Annotated in this window: 11 protein-coding genes and 1 pseudogene; 5 read left to right on the plus strand and 7 right to left on the minus strand. The window is 53.4% G+C overall.

Translation table 11 applies throughout. The annotated features are described in order from the left end of the window. Nucleotides 1–59 precede the first annotated feature (59 nt). Nucleotides 60–4,772, plus strand: coding sequence for a CHAT domain-containing protein (locus VB712_RS00585; protein ID WP_323251049.1), 4,713 nt, complete (start codon nucleotides 60–62; stop codon nucleotides 4,770–4,772). Nucleotides 4,773–4,844: 72 nt separating this feature from the next. Here VB712_RS00585 and VB712_RS00590 read toward each other — a convergent pair whose 3' ends face one another. The 3 genes from VB712_RS00590 to VB712_RS00600 form a co-directional block, all read right to left on the minus strand. Further along, nucleotides 4,845–5,954, minus strand: coding sequence for a hypothetical protein (locus VB712_RS00590; protein ID WP_323251051.1), 1,110 nt, complete (start codon nucleotides 5,952–5,954; stop codon nucleotides 4,845–4,847). Between the two features lie 263 nt (nucleotides 5,955–6,217). Next, on the minus strand, nucleotides 6,218–7,198 hold the full coding sequence (locus VB712_RS00595) for a hypothetical protein (protein WP_323251053.1): 981 nt from the start codon (nucleotides 7,196–7,198) through the stop codon (nucleotides 6,218–6,220). Between the two features lie 327 nt (nucleotides 7,199–7,525). Then, nucleotides 7,526–8,236, minus strand: coding sequence for a response regulator transcription factor (locus VB712_RS00600; protein ID WP_323251055.1), 711 nt, complete (start codon nucleotides 8,234–8,236; stop codon nucleotides 7,526–7,528). Nucleotides 8,237–8,510: 274 nt separating this feature from the next. On the opposite strand from VB712_RS00600, the gene VB712_RS00605 reads away from it, so the two are divergent. Next, nucleotides 8,511–9,134: a CPP1-like family protein gene (locus VB712_RS00605; RefSeq protein ID WP_323251057.1), complete on the plus strand. Its 624-nt coding sequence runs from the start codon at nucleotides 8,511–8,513 to the stop codon at nucleotides 9,132–9,134. Here the strand turns inward: VB712_RS00605 and VB712_RS00610 are convergent. The 3 genes from VB712_RS00610 to VB712_RS00620 form a co-directional block, all read right to left on the minus strand. Further along, complete coding sequence (locus tag VB712_RS00610; protein WP_323251058.1) at nucleotides 9,131–9,829, minus strand: HAD family hydrolase; 699 nt, start codon at nucleotides 9,827–9,829, stop codon at nucleotides 9,131–9,133. The genes VB712_RS00605 and VB712_RS00610 overlap by 4 nt on opposite strands. A 56-nt stretch (nucleotides 9,830–9,885) precedes the next feature. Next, on the minus strand, nucleotides 9,886–14,412 hold the full coding sequence (locus VB712_RS00615) for an ankyrin repeat domain-containing protein (protein WP_323251060.1): 4,527 nt from the start codon (nucleotides 14,410–14,412) through the stop codon (nucleotides 9,886–9,888). Nucleotides 14,413–14,730: 318 nt separating this feature from the next. Next, nucleotides 14,731–15,228, minus strand: a complete 498-nt coding sequence (locus tag VB712_RS00620) for an HNH endonuclease (protein ID WP_323251062.1) — start codon at nucleotides 15,226–15,228, stop codon at nucleotides 14,731–14,733. 282 nt (nucleotides 15,229–15,510) lie between these two features. Between VB712_RS00620 and VB712_RS00625 the strand changes: the two genes are divergently transcribed. The 3 genes from VB712_RS00625 (at nucleotide 15,511) to VB712_RS00635 (ending at nucleotide 18,833) form a co-directional block, all read left to right on the plus strand. Next, nucleotides 15,511–16,698, plus strand: a complete 1,188-nt coding sequence (locus VB712_RS00625) for an aldo/keto reductase (protein WP_323251064.1) — start codon at nucleotides 15,511–15,513, stop codon at nucleotides 16,696–16,698. A 16-nt stretch (nucleotides 16,699–16,714) separates the two neighbouring features. Continuing rightward, entirely contained in the window at nucleotides 16,715–17,539 is an 825-nt protein-coding gene (locus tag VB712_RS00630) for a hypothetical protein (protein WP_323251066.1), read from the plus strand. A 262-nt stretch (nucleotides 17,540–17,801) separates the two neighbouring features. Continuing rightward, entirely contained in the window at nucleotides 17,802–18,833 is a 1,032-nt protein-coding gene (locus VB712_RS00635) for a M42 family peptidase (RefSeq protein WP_323251068.1), read from the plus strand. A gap of 122 nt (nucleotides 18,834–18,955) precedes the next feature. Here the strand turns inward: VB712_RS00635 and VB712_RS20320 are convergent. Continuing rightward, nucleotides 18,956–19,142, minus strand: a pseudogene (locus VB712_RS20320) (hypothetical protein); the annotation flags it as partial.

Raw genomic sequence — 19,142 nt, forward strand, 5'->3', positions numbered from 1 at the left:
ATGGGTCAATGAGCTGATTAAGAGATGGACATTTATCAGATTTCAAAGGCTAAATTACGATGAATTTGAGAGGATTTGCGGGTTTAGGTTGCTGCTTTTGGCTGTTGACGTTGGGCAATGCCTATGGACAATCGATCACCGTTGCCCCCGATGGCACAGGCACAATCCTGGATCAACATGGCCAAATCTGGCAAATTCAAGGCGGGAGCTTATCCCGTGATGGCCAGAATTTGTTCCATAGTTTTGAGCGGTTTAACCTCAGCGCGGGGGAAGTGGCCCAGTTTTGGAGCAATCCCGCCATTGTGAATATTTTGGGGCGCGTGGTGGGGGGGGATGTCTCCCAAATTAATGGCTTAATGCAGGTGGTGGGCAGTGGGGCGAATTTATATTTGCTCAATCCGGCGGGGATTATTTTTGGCCCCAATGCTCGCCTTGATGTGGGGGGGAGTTTTTTCGCGACGACGGGCGATCGCCTCGGCTTTGGTACAGGGTTTTTCAATGCCACGGGCCCCAACGATTACGCCCAATTGGTGGGAACCCCCAACCACTTCAGTTTCCTCACCGATCAACCCGCCGCCATCCTCAATCAGGGGACGCTCACCGCACCGGGTCAGGTGGGTTTAATTGCCGGATCAGTCCTTAATACCGGAGCAATCACCGCCGGCCAAGGTTTAACCCTCGCCGCCGTCGGGGAAAACCACGTCCGCCTCTCCCAAGGGGGAATGTTGCTCACCGTGGACTTGCCCGCTGAAGCAGTGGCGCGGGGGTTTACGCCCTTGGAGTTACCGGGGTTATTAACCGGCGGGATGCAATTAGCCGGGCGGATTGCTGCGCCCCAGATTGACCTGATCGCTACAGGTGAGCTTACCGTTGCCGATCCCCGTCAGGTGATCACCGCTGATGGACTCTTTGGCCCCCGCGTTACCCGTTGGGGGAGCGGCCCCTTGGGCTATACCTTCATTGATAGCCGGGTCAAGGATTATCACAGCCTGCTCTATGGGGGAGTAGCGGGGACGATTAGCCAGGTGATTGGCCGGGATCAGGAAGGGTTAGAGGCGATCGCCCTCGCCTTGGGAGCAGCGGCGCAGCCGGTGGCGGCAGTGAATTTGGTCGCAGAAGGCAATCAGGGCCATTTCCTGTTAGGTCGTACCTTGGTAACAGCAAATACCGTGGCCCAACATCAGGACACCCTCAGCAATTGGGGGGCGAATTTAGCAGCGGGGGCGGATATTCTGATTTACAGTTGCTTTACGGCCTTGGGGACAGTGGGGGAGGCGTTATTGGGGGCCATTTCCCAAGCCACGGGCGCAGATGTAGCGGGATCGACCAATATCACCGGCGATCACGCCACCCTAGGGGGGGATTGGGTTTTGGAAGCCCAAACCGGAGCCATTGAAGCCCTAACGCCTTTTAATGCCAACGTTCTTGAACAATATCAAGGCACATTAGCCACCTATTTAGTCAATCCGGGCGATATTTCTAATACCGGCTCCGGCTTTACCGGCGGCCTCACCTGGGCCGTTCAACAAGCCAATCTTAATCCCGATTTTGACACGATCATTTTAGCCACCAATAGCCGTTACGAATTTACAACCTTCTTTGATACCGGTGGCTTCAGTGCCACGGGCAACTCTGCCCTCCCTGCATTAACCGGGAGCTTGGAAATTCAAGGCAATAATGCCACCTTGGCCCGGGCCGCCACCGCCACGAATCAGTTTCGCATCCTCCAAATTGATGGCACTGTCACCTTAACCAATCTCACCATTGAGGGCGGGAATAGTGGCAATCCGGGAGCGGGAATTCTCAATACCAATAGCGGCAACACAGTGCTGCGTAATCTTGCCGTGCAAAATAACCGATCTTTAAATACCGCTGGGGGTATTAGCAATGAGGGGATTTTAACGCTGCAAAATAGCACTGTTCGCAACAATACCGCTGACTCCAGAGCGGGCGGCATTGATAATCGACCGGGTGGAACGCTGACGGTAATCAACAGTGAGATTTCTGGTAATGAAAGCTTAGTCACCTTTGGCGGAGCGGGCGGTGGCTTAAGCAACTATGGGACGGCAACGGTGCAAAATAGCATCGTGAGTAATAATCGCAGTACGGGGGCTTCCGGTGGGGGGATTACCAACGATGGCACGATCAATATCATTGGCACAACGGTACAGGGTAACATCAGCGGCAATTATGGCGGGGGATTGTTCAACCGCACCAATGCCACATTGATCAACAGTACCGTTCAACAAAATGCTACCGGTAATGAGGGGGGCGGCATTGGCAATTTCCAAAATTTAACCCTGGTGAATAGTACTGTGAGCGGTAATGTTGCCCCTAATTATGATGGGATCGCCAGTCGGTTCGCCGTGGCCAACACCACGCTACAGGATAGTACAATCAGCGGTAGCACAGCATTTCGAGATTTACGGGTGTTTGGCGATGTGCAAATTTGGGGGAGTGAGTTTGATCTGGATGGTGTGGGGGTATCCGGTACGGGAAATCTTCAGATTGCCCCCCTCAACCCCAACCAAGGGATGTTCATCGGTGGGAGCCAAAATAATACCCCTGCCTTGGATATTACCAGCACAGAATTAAGCCTGTTTAACGATGGTTTGAACCGGATCACCTTCGGTCGCTCCGATAGTACCGCACCCTTGACAATTACTGGTGCTACAGCGGTGCGTGATCCTCTCACGCTCCTCAGTGGTCAAGCAGTGGCTATCAATAACACCATTCAAACCCAAGGCAATGCCTTAACCATCCAAGCCGGAACGACGATCAACGCCACCGGAACCATTAACACGTTTAGCAGTGGTGGCGGCGGCGCGGTGACGTTGACCGCACCGGGAGAGATTGCGTTCCGCAATGTGATTGCTGCCGGGGCTAGTGGCAGCGGCGGCGCGGTGACAATCACCAGTGCCGGGGGGTCAATTACCACCAACGGCCAAGGCCTGATGGATACCAGTTCCGGCACAGGCAACGGCGGAGCCGTCACCCTCACCGCTCCCCAAGGCATCCATACGGGCGCAATTTTCACTGAATCCCTGACGGGCCAAGGGGGAGCAGTTCGCCTCGAAACTGCCAAAATGGTACGCCTGACGGGAACGGTTAGCAATAGCGCGTTTCAAGGGGGCAACTGGAGCATTGCCACCGCTGGCGGGGCTGGGGGGGGGACGGTGTTGATTCGTCATGGGGGGAAAGGGATGATTCCTTTTATCGTGGGCGATAGCACGATCAACGGCAGCGCGGGCGGCATTACCACCGGCACAGGGCCGGAACAAACAATTTTGCCCCTCAATAGCTACCGCTTCACCCATCGCCAAGCCGGGATCGAAATTACCCCCGATATTTTCCCCCCCAATTTCGCCACGATCCTTGCTGGCTCGACCCCCAACACCCAGGCGGGGGTTGATTTGTTTGATGATTTGGTGAATAACATTGGCGATCGCCTTGGTACGCGCACCACCTTCACCGAAAAAGGCTTCAATTGGGATGGCGAAGGCGGCGGCGATCTCGGTCGCCTTGAATTAGAACTACCCCGTTTAGATGAAGCCTTTGCCGCTCGGTTTGAAGAGCAGTTTGGCTCACAACTTGCCGCCCGACGGGGAAGCAACGGGGAAGAGGAAGAAGAATCCGAAGGGACTTCCATCGCCTCGATGCGGGCCACCCTCAGCCGCATCCATGCCCAAACCGGCACAAACCCCGCCCTCATTTATGTGTTTAGCTATCCCCATCAGTTAGAGGTGGTGGTGGTCACGCCGGAAAATTACCTGATTCGCCGTGTTGTTCCAGAAGCGAATCAAGTTGCCCTCCAAATGGAGATCGGGCGGTTCAGCCGTGGGGTGAGCAACCCTCGCCTCCTTCAGAGCTATCGCCAACCCGCCCAACAACTCTACGATTGGTTGATTCGCCCCATCCATGCTGACCTGAAATCTCTCAATATCGATACGTTGCTGTTTACCCTGGATGCGGGGCTGCGGACGATTCCTTTGGCGGCGCTTCACGATGGCGAAAACTTCCTGATCGAAGAATTCAGCCTTGGGCAAATCCCTAGCCTTAGCCTCACCAACAGCAGTTATCAACCCCTCCATCAAGCCCCCGTCGTGGCCATGGGGGCCTCCACCTTTGCCACCCACAACCCTTTACCCGCCGTACCTTTGGAGTTGGCCTTAATCACTCAAGATGGGGGGGCTACATTCCATAACGAAGCGTTTACCTTTGAGAACCTGCGGAATTACAGCCGCAACCAAGATTATCAAATTGTTCACCTCGCCACCCATGCGGATTTCCGCGATCGCCCCGATCAAGCCTATATTCAACTGTGGGATCGGGCGATCGGCTTTGAAGAACTCCGCCAACTGCAATGGTACACCGATCCTCAAATTGAACTCCTCGTTCTCAGTGCTTGCCGGACTGCCTTGGGGAGTCCAGAAGCAGAACTCGGCTTTGCCGGGTTGGCGGTGGGGGCGGGGGTCAAATCTGCCCTAGCTAGCCTATGGTATGTGAGCGATTTAGGCAGTTTAAGCTTAATGAATGAATTTTATCGCCACCTGCGCGATCCTGAAGTGACGATCAAAGCCGAAGCCCTGCGCCGCGCTCAACTTTCCCTATTAGAGGGGCAAAAAACCATTGAGGGCAATGCTTTAGTGTTGCGCAGCGGGGGCAATCGCACCACCATCCCCCTCCCTCCTACTCTCACCCAAACCACCAACCCCGATTTAAATCATCCCTTCTATTGGAGTGCTTTTATGATGGTGGGCAGTCCCTGGTAAAGACAAAGGGGCGAAAAATTGGGGCGAAAAATTGGGGCGAAAAATTTTTCGCCCCTACAGACCCATTGATCATTACTTACTTTTTTGTTGGTTTTTCGCCTGCTCAATGGCAATCTCTTTAAGGGCATCAAAGGAATTGCGGTTAGATGTTCCCTCAATTGCCTTCACCGCCAAATCTTGCACCTGTTTCAATGCAGATTCCAACTGTTGCCCCAGATTGTGTAAACGGGTTTCTTGGAGTTGAATCGTTTGCTCTAAACCCTGAATGCGTAAGGCATAATTGCGTTTCTCCCCTTCAATTTCCTTCTCCCGTAAATCGTGGCGCACCTTCGCCTGATAAACCCCAATACGATAACCCTCCTCTTGGCCTTCTTTTTTCTTCTGCTCTACATTGGCATCAAAAACAGTAACCTTTTCCTTCGCTTCTTGATGGGCTTTTTCCTGTTGGGCGATCGCCTTCTCCCGCTCCTCCCAAGCCTTTTCCTGTGAGCTTTTAATTTCAGCTAACTCTTGATAACGCTGTTTTTTCTCCTGCTCATACTCTTCTTGGGCTAACTGCCGCTCAAGGTGTAAACTATACTCATGTTCCGTCGCATCACGCTTTTGAGTAACTTCATAGTTACTATCTCGTTCCGCAACAGCATCATTATGCAATTCCTGCTCTTTTTGCCAAGCATGACAGGCCGCCTGTAACTCTTGATCGAGGGTTTCTTGTTGCCCATTCAGTTCTTCAGAAAATGCTTTACTACTGGTTTCATAATCAGCAATCAATGTTGCTAACGTGTTTTCACCAATCTCAGACAATTCGTGCAATTCTGTTAACTGTTCCTGTTCTTCGGTAACAGCATTCTGAATTTCAGCCAGGGTCGAAGCCTCTTTAATCAGATGCTCAGAAAGAGAACTCACGGCACTCCCGAAACCTACTTGTAAGGTTTCGAGATCTTTGAGAATTAAGTTAATATCAGACTTGGCTTGTTGGGTGGATGTCATGGCCGGTTTTTGCGGTTGAGGGGAAGCGGGTGGAGCGGGTGGAGTAACAGGCGTAGGATTAAGGGGAGGGGTTTGGCTTTGTTTTTGGAGTTGTTGAACCTGAGCTTCTAGAGTAGATTTCTCTTGATTGAGTTCCTCAAAAGCCTCGAGAATTTCAGCTTTAGTGCTTTTGGCTGTTACTTTTTTAACCATGGGAATTCCTCGCTAAGAAGTGGAATGAAAAATGCTCAAAAACCCAAGCTATGGCAATCTTGAATGATCTGTGAAATTGACTAATCCTCTCTCCCAACTGGGATTGGGGGTGAGGGCTTATTTTTCAATTGATTTAGGATCGCACTAGATGATCAAGCTGGTTTTAGGGAGATGCGTGATTAGTTTGGACTGTGGACTTTCGCCTAATCCTTCCCCAATGTGGCAGCACTGGGTTTTGCTGTTATCAATCAAAACTGTCACCCTTAACCTTTCGTAGCCTCTGCACTTTGAAAAGCACGCATCGCCAAAGTCTGCGCTTGGGTTGTAGCTGTTTGCAATTGGGTAGTTAACTCTGCAATTTGTTCTAATTGACGCTGAATTGTTGCCTCAATTGCCGTGATTTTGAATTCATAGCCCTGTTTTTCAGATTCCCATTCTTTTTCTAAGAGATCAGATTTAACCTTGGCCTCACGCTCGGCTTTTTTAATCGCCTCTCCCTTTGCATCATTGTAAGCCTGTTTAAGGGCTTCTTCAAATCCCGCAATTTTTGCTTCATTGGCGACAAATTCGGCTTGATTCGCAGTCAAAACTTGCTCCCGTTCTTGCCAATCTTTATCTTTTTCGCGGCTTAACTCCTGTAACATCCGCTCTTGCAGCCGCCTCGCTTGTTCATACTCATCCAACTCAATTTTACGCTGCTGTTGAATTTGATAGGTATAATCCTCTTGACTTTGTTCGCGATCTTTAACAATTTGGGCGGCTTCTTCTTCAACACGAAGGGTAAATTCTGCCTGTTCTTTTTCCCAAAGTTTGCGGGTTTGGCTGATTTCCTTGGCGAGGGCTTCCCGTTGAGTTTGGGCTTCTTCCGTTAAAGTCCTGAGTTGGCTTTGATGCTCTTGGCGCAAAATGTATAGGGCATCGGCAACGATCCGCACTTGGCGTAGCTGTTGTAAGTTGTCTTGCTCAACCAAGATGGCGCGTTTTAGCTCGTCAAGTTTGCCGGATTCACGGGCTAACCGTTGGGCTAATTCGGTGATGGCACTGCCGAAGTTAAGCTGGAGGGTGGCCATGCCATTGACGATGCTATCAACGGTGTAGGTGGCGGCTTGGGTGAGGAGTTCTTGATTTTTGGCTTTTTCGGCTTCTTCCTCCTTGGTGGCAATTTGGGAGGCGGTTTGTTTATGTTGGGTGAGCAGTTGCTGAAATTGAGCAAGAATTTGTGTTTTGCTGCTGGGTGTGTTCATAAATTTAAATACAGTAGTGTTTTGCGGACTTTCGTCCGTTCCCTAGGGAGAGTGACGGCTCTTCAAGGGTGATGTTTGATGACTGGGTAAAGGCTGTAAACGCATTGCCATTGAGCCTTAAGGGGTAATGGTGCAATGAATGTTTTCAGTATATCGCAAATTCTGAGAATTTACAGTACATTCTTACGCTTTTTGCCGATGGGGGCTGGGTTTGGCCAGGCTTGACGATGGGGGCGCGGGTCAAGGGGCGAGTTTTCTAGGGGTGGAGGGACGGAGGCGATCGCCCCCTTCCTGTTAAGATTTATGTCCTTTCTGAATCCAAGGGGGTTACTCCCCCGCATCAAAGCGATAGCCAAAACCCCGAATTGTTTTAATCATCGAAGGTTGGGAGGGGTCGGCTTCAATTTTTTTGCGAATCTGGCCAATATGCACATCCACCACCCGCTGATCGCCAATGGCGGATTCATCATAATCCCAGACTTCGCTAATCAACTGAGCACGGCTGAGGGCCTTGTTGGGGTTTTTTGCTAAAAAATAAAGCAGATCAAATTCTAGGGTGGTGAAGGGAACCAAGTTGCCGTTCACCTGTACCTGTCGCTGAAGGGGATCAATACTCAGGTGGTTGAAGGTGAGCAGCAGTTGCTCCATGGGGGGAGTGACAGTGCGGGTGCGTTTGAGGAGAGCATTCACCCGCCATTCTAATTCTTGGAGGGCAAAGGGCTTGGTGAGATAGTCATCGGCTCCTTTCTCAAAGCCGATGGCCTTATCTTCGGTGTCGGTGCGACTGGTGAGCATTAATACAAAAACATCAGTCCGTTTTTGCATTTCCTCGCAAAGGTTATACCCCAGGGCATCGGGAAGATTGACATCTAAAATTACCAAAGAGGGGTTAAATCGCCCAAAGAGTTCTAAGGCAGACTTCCCATCGGCCGCTGCTTCGACTTGATAATCTTTCTGACGGAGGAAACGATACACCAGATTACGAATGGCTGGGTCGTCATCCACGACGAGAATCTTGGTGGTGGGGTCGGTCGCCATAGTTACTCTTTAGGAAAATTCAAACACACCGATTTAGCATTATTCTGGAGTTCACACTATGAGTGTACTCAGAATTCACCCTAAATCATGGATGAGGCGAAAAATTGACATCCTCTCCGCCAGCGGACTGGGGCGATCGCGCCTGGATTGTCGCAGATTGAGGCAGTTCGGGCTACACTACGAAAAAGTCAACGCTGGACGCTTCCAGTGTAGAACGATACTGTCTCGCCGGAAGTGGTCGGCCGGCCCAACCGATCTCAGAGGTATCCCAACAGTGAGTGAGCAAAATCCCTATCAAACCCTTGGGGTGACAACAGAGTCTTCCTTTGAAGAAATCCAGACGGCTCGCAATCGTTTGAGTCAAGAACAGGGCGGCGATCGTCAGGCAGTTGACCGGATTGAAGCAGCCTATGATGCTATCATCATGGATCGCCTCAAACTGCGTCAAGAAGGCAAAATCAAAGTCCCCGATGGTATCCGCTTTCCGAAGCCCCCCGTGGCCCCTACGCCCGTGGCAACGGGGACAACTTCCCCCTCCTTGGGTTGGCTCCAAGACTACTTGGATACACCAGGCCAAGGGGATATTCTTTGGCCGGCGGTGGTGTTTGGGGTGGGGGTTGGTTTGGTGCTTTTGGCCCAATCGGCCAAAGACCCCATTTTGGCGCTGGTCTTGACCTTTGCCTTGGGGGCGAATATTTACTTCTTGGTGCGCAAGGAAAAACGCTTTGGGCGATCGCTCTTGATCTCCTTCCTGGGCTTGGTGCTGGGGGTGGGGATTGGGACGGTGTTGGTCAATTTAAGCGGTGTCCCTTTGGGCAATGGCGGATTGTCAGCACCCCAGGTGGTGAATATCGTCACGCTGATTCTGTTTTGGCTGTCCAGTAGCTTTTTACGTTAGGAACGGCTAATGGAAACGGGGGGACAGAGGATTTCTAAGGCGGCGGCGAGGTCGGGAACGATGCGGTCGGGGTAGTAACTGGCGAGGCGATCGCGGTTGCGAATCCCCGACAATACGCCAATCACCGGGATCTTGTGGGTCTGGGCGGCGACAATATCCGCCTCGGTATCCCCAATCATCCAAGTTTTGCGAGCCGGGGGGAGTGTGGCAAGGGCTTGCGCCATGAGCAGGGTTTTATCATTGACATCGCCGGTTTTATGGTAGTCGTTGCCAATGCAATACCGTTGGGCGGGGGGGAAAAAGCGCTCTAGGTTGTAGCGTTGGAGGGGGGCGGCTAACTCCCGCTCGCGGCGCATGGTGAGGATGGCTAGATCAATACCGCAGGCTTGGAGGGTTTCGAGGGCGGCGATCGCCTTCGGGACGGGGCGGTCATGGATTAAATAGGGGACTTGATGCACCAATTCCCGGCGCAGGTGGGCAAAACGCCGCGCCTGGTCGCGATCCAAACCGGAACGGCGGCCAATTTCCCGCTCTGGAATTTGGGCCCGTTTACAGTCCCAAAACTCTGCCTTGGAAAGCACTGTCAACGGTTGATCTGGGGTTTTGGTGCGCCCTAGGCAAATTTGGTACACATGGTAATACCGCGCAGATACATCCATGATCGGGCCGTCGAAATCGGTGATCAGCCTTAGCATTCTCGGTTATCAATTCCGTGGAGGGGTTCTTTTAAGTTTTATAACAGAATGTGACCTTAGTTTTCTCGCCGTCTTAAGGCCTGTTCAATGATTTGTACGGCTTTGGCTCGATTTTGCCGCTGGGCAAACTCCAGGGGGGTTTGGCCATCTTCATCCAATTGGGTCAGGTTAGCCTTGGCGGCTAGGAGTTGGGTGAGCATGGGGATCCGGTCATGGAAGATCGCGGCGTGGAGCGGGGTTGGGGCTTCACAGACGGCACAGTAGGCATTGATATCACTCCCGGCTGTGAGGAGGAGTTGGAAGAGTTCCGGTTGATTGGAGGCGATCGCCCAATGGAGTGGCGTACCGGCATTGGGGGCTAAAGCATCCACCCTCGCCCCTGCTGTGAGCAATTGCTGGGCGATCGCCACATCTTCGACAAAATGAAGCGGAGTCCGTTGATTGTGATTGCGGTGATTGACATCCGCCCCCCGCTGTAACAGTTGGGTGACAAATGCACCATTGCCCTGACGTACCGCATCGATTAAGAGCGTATTCCCCGCATCGTCCTCTTGATTGACATCCGCCCCCGCCGCTAACAGTTGTTCAACAATCTCCCCCTGTTGAGATCGAAACGCACATTGGATCAGGGGCAAACCGTCATCGTGGTTTAACCGACCATTGGGAGAACCCCCCCGGGCCAAATAGGCATGGATAGCAGGGACATCGGTGCAGAGTTCCCTCGGTAAAATCCCCAAATAACTGGGGACAGCCCATTTAAAGGCCGTTAACCCCAAAAGCAGAATCAAACAGAACCCTTGGAGCAAACTGGGGGGCCGAACCCCCGTGCGGATTAATTGCCACAATTGGCTGACCAAGACGATCGCCACCGTTACCCCCGCCATCGCCACCGCCGGAACCCCTAAAATTCCCGTCAACAATTCCATTGTGATGCCCGCCCCAGTGGCCAGGGCTAAAATTCCCACCCCGCCCCAGATTCCCCAGTAGCGGCGCAGGGCTTGGCAAACCCTGAGACCTGGGGGGGTGGATACCGCTGTGAAGGGGGAAAAGCCCCAGAGCGCCCCGGAGATCATCAGCGTGGCGATCGCCCCCCACAGCACCGCCGCCAAGGAAGACCAGCGCACCGTGGCATCCACCACCCCCACCAGCGTTAACACCCCCGCCCCAAACAGCGAACCCAGTTGAATCGTCGGGTTGCCGATTTGCCGACCGCCGAAATAGCTCAGGAGGGCGATCGCCATCCCCACCGCCAACAAATAAGCCTGAGGCGTAGTCCAAACCCCGCCAAAAATCTCCAGGGCCGCCGCCGTCCCCGCCCACACCAAACCAAACCATAACCCCACAAACCCCCAAGGGAAATCCTGCCAACGCTGTTGCCAGGAAATCATCGGCGTATCCAAGGCCGGCTCCGCCCGGTAGGGAGTTTGGCGATTTAAAAAGGTTTCCAAATAGGGTCTTGCCCCCTCATCCCAACCCTCATCAGGCTGCTCCGCCAACTGCCAATCCAACGCCCACAGCTTGCCGTAGCCATTTTCCGTCACCGTCAAGGCATAGCGACTATCCGGACTCAAGGCCACCCCCGTCACCGCTGTTCCCCGTACAGCCAGAGTGGCTGCACAATCCCCCGTCAGCACATTCCACAATTTCGCCGTTTCATCGGTGCTACCAGAAAGCAAATGATGACTATCACGACTAAAGCAGGCGGCGGTGATCGTGCCTTGATGGCCCCGCAACGTATGGAGGCGACGGCCCAGGTTCACCGCCCAAACAATCAGGGTTTGATCCTGGCTGGTGGTGACGAGGTAATGGCCATCGGGACTATAGGCCAGGGAGGTGAGCGTGGATTGGGGCGTGGTGACGGTTTGCACACAAACCCCCGTGGCAATGTCCCAGCGTTTCCAGCTATTACTGGCCCCTGCTGACACACAGTAAAGACTATCGGGGCTAAAACAGAGGGCGTTAATGGCCGCCCCATGGGCTTGCCAATGACGCAGCATTTGGCCGGTGGTGAGTTCCCACAGATAGAGTTCCCCTTGGGCTGTCCCCCCAACGAGGTAATGGCCGTCGATGCTCTGGGCTAACTGAATACAGTGAAATTGAGGTGTACTCAAGGTTTGCAGTAGTTGCCCCGTGGCTACATCCCATTGCTGCAAGCCACTTTTGCGGCTACTGGTGATCACCGTCTGCCCTTGGGGATGGATGCTACAACTATCGAGATAGCCACGGGGATTGCCCACCACCTGCCCGAGGGTGCGCTCTGGGGTGATGTGCCAGCGTTTAATCGTACCGTCGCGGCTGCCGGTAAAGGCTTGGCCGTCGGGGGTGAAGGCGGCGGTGTGGATGCTGCCCACATGGGCGGTGAAGCTTTGGAGTTCCCAAGTATGTTGGAGCTGTTGACGGGGGAGCTTCGTATAAAGTTGCGTCCAGAGGCCAAAGGCATGGCGGTCTTCCCGATAGCCAGGGAGCGATCGCACCCCCTGTAAAGCCTGCCACACCTCCAACCATCGCCCCTGCCCTAGGGCCTTTTCAGCCTGGGCAATCCCTTGGTGGTATTCCTGAGTCACCGAACGCTCGGCGGCCAAGGACTGAGCCGCACAGAGGTAAAAGGGGGCTTGGTACGTTATTTGTTCTTGGTGAATATGCCAGAGGGTCAATTGCTCGCCGCTCACCAACGCTTGGCTGCCATCGGGGTTTAACACCGCCCGTTGGGAGGGGTTACGGGTGAGCGATCGCAACCATTGCCCCGTTTCTAATGACCACAATTCCACTGTTTGGCTCCCCACCAAACACAACTGACCATCTCGACTAATGCTCAAGGAATGAATCAACGTCGGCGCAATTTGTAGTGTTTTTAAAACCTTCCCCTGCAACGACCAAATCGTTAACTCCCCCGCCCCATTGCCCGTTAAGCACCGGCGGCCATCGGGGTGCATCGCGATCGCCGTCACCCCTTGGGGAGCGGCAAAACTGGTTAAACAGGTTTCCCGGTGGAGATCCCATAACCGAGGTTGTGAACTAACGGTCACGCCATACTGTCCTTGGGGTGTGGGCAAGAGGGCCGTCCCATCCCGATGAGAGATGAATAAGCAATCCCCCGTCGCCACCTCCATCAACCGGAGCGTCACCTCCGTTTGGCGCAAAAAATAACGACCATCGGCACTCCAACGCTGTTGGATCGGGCCCCGCTCTAGACCCTCCCAAGTTTGCAGTTGGGAAAATGTGGCCAGACATTTCCCCGTCATCCGACTCCAGAGCTTCAGGGTTTGCTCATTGGTGGTGGGATGGCTGGCAATGGTGACTAAATAACATTGGTCGGGGCTGAAGGCCATTAACGTGATCCGTTCCCCCGGATGGCCCGCAAGGCGATGGCTCTGATAGGTGCGACATTCCCAAAGTAGGATACTGCCATCGGGACTTCCCCAGAGGGCATATTGGCCATCAGGGCTATAGTCTAAAACTGTGGGGGCTTGGGGGTCGAGGGTTTTGCCCTCTGGGCTGGTGGTGCGGCTTTGCACTTCTTGGGCGAGGGCAAAGGCGGCCTGTTGGGTGGCGGAGAGTTGGGGGCAATGGTGGCGATAGGTGGCAAAGGCCTGGAGGGCCGCTTGGGGATCGTTACGCTCCAGTTGCATAAAGGCGACGAGATCCGCCGCCGTGGGGGGCAAGGTGGCGAGATCCGCTAGGAGTTGCTCCTCGCTAATTTGGCGCGATCGCCACCGCCACAGGTCATGGTTATAGGTAGCCCCTGGGTGTTGGGGTTGGAGTTGTTTCGCCTTTTGCCAGAGGCGCACCGCCTCCTGGGGACGGTTGAGGTCAATGAGGGCAACAGCTTGATTATTGAGGCTATCCGCCTGCCACTGTTGGGGAATGGGGGCTTGGCGGCTATAGGGGCTGTGAAAGTGATGGTGATAATACTCAATCAAGCTTTGGGTGCATTGTTGCAACGTGGGGGGCCGTTTCGCTTCACAGGATTTCCATAACTCTCGCAGTTCTGCCGGCCACCAATCGAGATGGGGGGCAAGGCCGAGGATCAATGTTGCCCAGGCCCGCAGATCATCAACGGGGCGAAGATTGGTGCTGTAGTGGAGATCGGTGAGCTTGAGAATCCCGGAACTGGTGATCAGCAGGTTTTGGGGTTTGAACCGGCCACAAACAAGGCGGTGTTGATGGAGATAATCCAGGCCCCAAGCGGATTGGATCGCCAGATCGAGAATTTGCTTGAGGGCGATCGCATCACTATTGCGAGCTAACCGCCCGGTTTGTAGCCAAGTTTGCAAACTACCCGCCGCCACATATTCCGAAAAGAGCAACAGTTGCCCCTGCCATTGGCGGACATAGTAAAAACTGGCAATGTGGGGATGGAGTCCCAACTTTAACCAACCCTTACACCGTTGGCGAAAATCCTGAAGTTCTGCTTCCGTTTGCTGCTGACGGGGCAAGACTTTCATCGCCAGAGACTGATGCCAAAGACGATGGGAAACATGGTAAGTGGCGCTAGATTCCCGCTCGCCAAGGCGCTCAATGACCCGATACAGGTTAAGGAGGGTCTCACCAACTTGCCAGTGGTCGGAAACCTGCGCCTGCATTGTTGACTGTTGCTCTCTGGTGAAGGATTAAGGATTTAAGTCCTGATTGTAGCAAGAGCGGGAGCAATCCGTGCTGATGGGAAATTCGGTTGTCAGCAGGAAGGCACAATTATTTTAAAAAATATTTTAAAAATGCCCCTCACCCTAAATCCCTCTCCCAGGGAGGGAGAGGGACTTTTCGGCCGTTGGGAAGAAAAGAGGATAGAGAAGAGAGGATAGAGTGAAATTGAGATTCCTCACTTCCCACTTCCTACTTCCCACTTCCCACTTCCCACTTCCCACTTCCTACTCCCCACTCCTCACCAGAGTTGAAGATTGTTAAATCCCAATGACATATTTCTTCCATTCGGTATTGCGACCGCTGCGGACATAGCGGGCAATTTCAAAATGGAGGCTACTGTAGGGCCGACGGGGCAAGGAGCGCAGGGGCATTTGGGCTTCCTCTGGGGTGCGACTGCCTTTTTTGACATTACAACGCACACAGGCCGCCACTAAATTCTCCCAAGTATCCGGGCCACCCCGGGAGCGGGGATGCACATGATCTAGGGTTAAATTGTCCCCTCGGTAATCGCAATACTGGCAAGTATGATCATCGCGCTCTAGGATATTGCGGCGGGTGAGGGGAATTTCTTTGTAGGGAACGCGGACATAGTACCGTAGCCGAATCACTGTGGGATAAGGGAAACGGGTAGAAACTGCTGTCACCGTATATTCAAGCTGCTCTGCTTTGCCTTTTAAGAGTAAAACAACCGCTCGCCGCCAACTGGTAATATTGAGCGGTTCATAGGAGGCATTTAGCACTAGAACCTTGCTCATGGGTTTCCTCCGCTGACCGGGATGATTTAATGTGTTAAAAATTCCCCCCAAATGGTAACATAGCAAGCCCACAAGGGGGCATCGCCAGCTTCCTCTTCTCAATCCAGTGTGCGATCGCCGCAATGCCGCCCCATGCTCCGCCGTATCTCAGGAGGGGCGAAATCTGGCGAAATCTGGCGAAATCTGGAAATATGTTTCGCCCCCATCCAGTGAACCGATCGCCAACCCATAGCCCTGAGGGATTGCGTTAAGATTCCCAAGGGTATATTGAGACATCAATCTATGCAATATCGGCGTTTTGGTCGGACTGAACTGGCGATGCCCGTCTTCTCCTGTGGCGGGATGCGCTATCAACACAAATGGCAGGATACGCCCTGGTCGGAGATTCCTCCAGCGGGGCAGCGCAATTTAGAGGCCATCATCAATCGCGCCTTGGCGGTGGGGATTAACCACATTGAAACGGCTCGGGGTTATGGCACATCGGAAATGCAACTGGGGCGGATTTTGCCTCACCTGCCTAGGGAGGAAATGATTGTCCAAACGAAGGTTTCCCCCCAATCTGACCCTTTGGCCTTTCGCCGCAATCTGGAGCAATCCCTGGGGTTTTTGAACCTAGAGAGGGTGGATCTGTTGGGAATCCATGGGATTAATACTTTTGAATTATTAAACGATACCCTGCGGCCGGGGGGTTGTTTGGATGTGGTGCGGGAGTTCCAACGCCAGGGACGGATTGGCTTTGTGGGGTTTTCGACCCATGGCCCGACGGATGTGATTTGTGAGGCGATCGCCTCCGGGGTTTTCGACTACGTTAATTTGCATTGGTACTACATTAATCAGGAAAATTGGCCCGCGATTGAGGCAGCCCAGAGCCAAGATATGGGGGTTTTTATTATCAGTCCCTCCGATAAAGGGGGCCGCCTTTATGATCCGCCGCAAAAATTAGTCGATCTGTGCAATCCTCTCAGCCCGATGGTGTTTAATAACCTTTTTTGTCTTTCCCATCCCCAAGTTCACACCCTCTCCATCGGCGCAAAAAGCCCGGAAGATTTTGATGAGCATTTAAAAACTTTGCCTTTGTTAGCCCATGGGGCTGAAATTTTGCCGCCGATTGTGGCGCGGTTGGAAGCAGAAGCGGTGCGGTGTTTGGGGGCAGAATGGTATAGCACTTGGGATCAGGGTTTGCCCGATCCCCATCAGGCCCCGGAGGCGATTAGCGTCAAAACAATTCTGTGGTTGCGCAATTTGGCCCTAGCCTATGATCTCGTCGAATATGGCAAAGCCCGCTATAACCTCTTGGATAATGGCGGCCATTGGTTTCCCGGCCAACGGCTCAATCCTGATTCTGATGCTTTTAAAACCTTGAGTGGATTAATTGCCGAAAGTCCCCACCGTCACCGCATCCCGGCTCTGTTACAAGAGGCGGCGGAACTCCTAGGGGGGACAGCGGTACAACGGCTCTCTCAAAGTTAATTTACCCTGTGCTAGGGTGGGGCAATGGGAAAGCACTGAGGGCGAAAGGTTTTTCGCCCCTACTCAATGGATTGGCGTGGGGGCGAAAGATTTTTCGCCCCTACTCAATGGATTGCCCACCACGGGAACTTTTTCCGGGGCGATCGCCACAACATTTTTAGCCTTTATCTACAAATTTATGACGATTAAACTCTTCTCCCTACTCCGTTGGACGGGCTTCGGTCTTGCTCTGCTGATGCCCCTCACGGCTCCGGCGATGGCTGCCCCCCTTTCTCCAGAGGCAACGCTTCAAATTGCCCAAGTTGCCCCCAGTAACCCCAACCTGCGGCTCACCCTAGGGGATCTCCCCGAAGGATTCATTGCTCCCCCCCCTGAGGTGGCGGCCCAAATTGCCCAACAGATTGCCCCATTGAGCGGGCAAATGCAGGCCAATGGGATTAATCCTGATCATATTTTTGTCTTTCTCCATCCCACAGCCTTTCAGATTGTCGTCGGTTTTCATGCGGCGGTGGCGGATTCTGCTCAGTTTGATGCCTATTTAGCCCGCTCCCAACAGCCGGAATTTCAACAGGCGATCGCCGCCCGCATCCAGGAACGCCTCGCCCAAATGCAAAACGTCGCCCTCAATAAATACACCTCTTTGCCCGGTATGCAGGATGTGGGGGATGAGTCGGCGGGTCTCCAGTTAGAGCTAGAACTGTATGAAACGAACTTTAAAGCAGACTTGATCACATTCCGGCAGGGGGATGTAGGGATGTTTACCGCCGTCATGTATCCCGCTGAGGCAACTCCGCTGCGCCCGTTGCTGGATCTGGCCAATATCCTCAACGATCGGATTTAGGCGCGAAAGGGAGAGGGCGAAGAATTTTTCGCCCCCACGGGAAAACTGGGCGGGGGATTTTTTCCTTGCGAATTGTTACGCATACCCCAAATGCGCAATTAATCTAACGCTGACTGTCAAAACTAAGGCATTATCCTACAATGGAGGTAGCGGAGACGAAAGTTTCCGTTCACTCCTCACACCACTTTTCCGCCCAATTTATTTGGGCGGTTTCTTCTTTCCGGCGATCGCCCCCTGCCCCTCTCATCTGTTGGACTGGATTATGCCAGATTTTGATTCCCTCTTTAACCAAATTGCTGAACTCGTTTTGCACCATTCCCCTAGCGGTGTAGAGGGGGAGATTGATCAGTTTATTCTCCAGCAGTTGCAAGCCATCGGGATCGACCATTGGCAGGATGAGGCAGGGAATATCATTGCCAAGATTTCGGGGCGGGAAGCGGGGGCGGTGGCGATTACGGCCCATAAGGATGAGATTGGCGCGATTGTGAAGGGGATTCAGCCCCAGGGACGGCTATCGGTGCGGGCTTTGGGGGGAGCATTCCCCTGGGTCTATGGGGAGGGGGTGGTGGATATTTTGGGCGATCGCCACACCATTAGCGGCATTCTCTCCTTTGGCTCTCGCCATGTTTCCCATGAATCCCCCCACAAGGCCCAACAGGAAAACGCGCCCCTGCGTTGGGAGCAGGCTTGGGTGGAGACAAAGCTTCAGTCTGTTGAATTAGAGATAGCGGGGGTACGGCCAGGGAGTCGGGTTGTGGTGGGCAAGCATCGGAAGCAGCCTTTCCGGTTGGGGGATTATATTGCCAGTTACACATTGGATAACAAGGCTTCAGTGGCGATTCTGCTCAACTTGGCTCAGATCGTGAAAGCCCCCCGTTATGATACCTATCTCGTAGCTTCGGCGAAGGAGGAGGTGGGGGCGGTGGGGGCGTTGTATTTTTCCCAGCGGCAACGGGTGGATCGGTTGATTGCCTTGGAAATTTGCCCCTTGGCGCGGGAATATCCCCTGGTGGAGGGCGATCGCCCCGTTCTCCTTGCTCAGGATAGTTATGGCCTTTATGATGAGGGCTTAAATGGGGAGTTGATGGCGGCGGCGCGGGGGGTGCATTTGCCGGTGCAGATGGGGGCGATCGCCGGGTTTGGCAGTGATGCCTCGATAGCGATGAAGTTTGGCCATGTGGCGAGGGGGGCCTGTTTGGGGTTCCCGACGGATAACACCCACGGTTATGAAATTGCCCATCTGGGGGCGATCGATCATTGCATCACGATCTTGGCGGCGTATCTCAACCAATAAGTCCCTCAGTTTTGGGATTAAAATTGATCAAGAAACCGGGTTTTTGGGACAATTGGGGCGGAACCTGGCGATCCGTGCAACCCGGTTTCTAGTCTGAGGCGTGGCGATCGCCCATCGATAAATCAATCTCTTTTAAACTGGTGAGATAATGGTAGATGCAAGCGATTAATATACAAATTCCCCTTCCCTCCCATCCGCATTACCCAATCTCCAAACACATGCTCTACCCGCACACGAGTCTTCGATTTCTCCCGGTTTGCCTCTTTTTGCGCCTCGCTCAAGGGATGCTTGCGGTATCCTCGCTCATGA

It is taken from the genome of Spirulina sp. CCNP1310 (genome assembly GCF_034932185.1).
Taxonomy (GTDB): domain Bacteria; phylum Cyanobacteriota; class Cyanobacteriia; order Cyanobacteriales; family Spirulinaceae; genus Spirulina.

Coding starts and splice junctions, on each gene's coding strand:
- VB712_RS00585 (WP_323251049.1), top strand. CDS start 60: ATGAATTTGAGAGGATTTGCGGGTTTAGGTTGCTGCTTTTGGCTGTTG.
- VB712_RS00590 (WP_323251051.1), bottom strand. CDS start 5,954: ATGGTTAAAAAAGTAACAGCCAAAAGCACTAAAGCTGAAATTCTCGAG.
- VB712_RS00595 (WP_323251053.1), bottom strand. CDS start 7,198: ATGAACACACCCAGCAGCAAAACACAAATTCTTGCTCAATTTCAGCAA.
- VB712_RS00600 (WP_323251055.1), bottom strand. CDS start 8,236: ATGGCGACCGACCCCACCACCAAGATTCTCGTCGTGGATGACGACCCA.
- VB712_RS00610 (WP_323251058.1), bottom strand. CDS start 9,829: ATGCTAAGGCTGATCACCGATTTCGACGGCCCGATCATGGATGTATCT.
- VB712_RS00615 (WP_323251060.1), bottom strand. CDS start 14,412: ATGCAGGCGCAGGTTTCCGACCACTGGCAAGTTGGTGAGACCCTCCTT.
- VB712_RS00620 (WP_323251062.1), bottom strand. CDS start 15,228: ATGAGCAAGGTTCTAGTGCTAAATGCCTCCTATGAACCGCTCAATATT.
- VB712_RS00625 (WP_323251064.1), top strand. CDS start 15,511: ATGCAATATCGGCGTTTTGGTCGGACTGAACTGGCGATGCCCGTCTTC.
- VB712_RS00635 (WP_323251068.1), top strand. CDS start 17,802: ATGCCAGATTTTGATTCCCTCTTTAACCAAATTGCTGAACTCGTTTTG.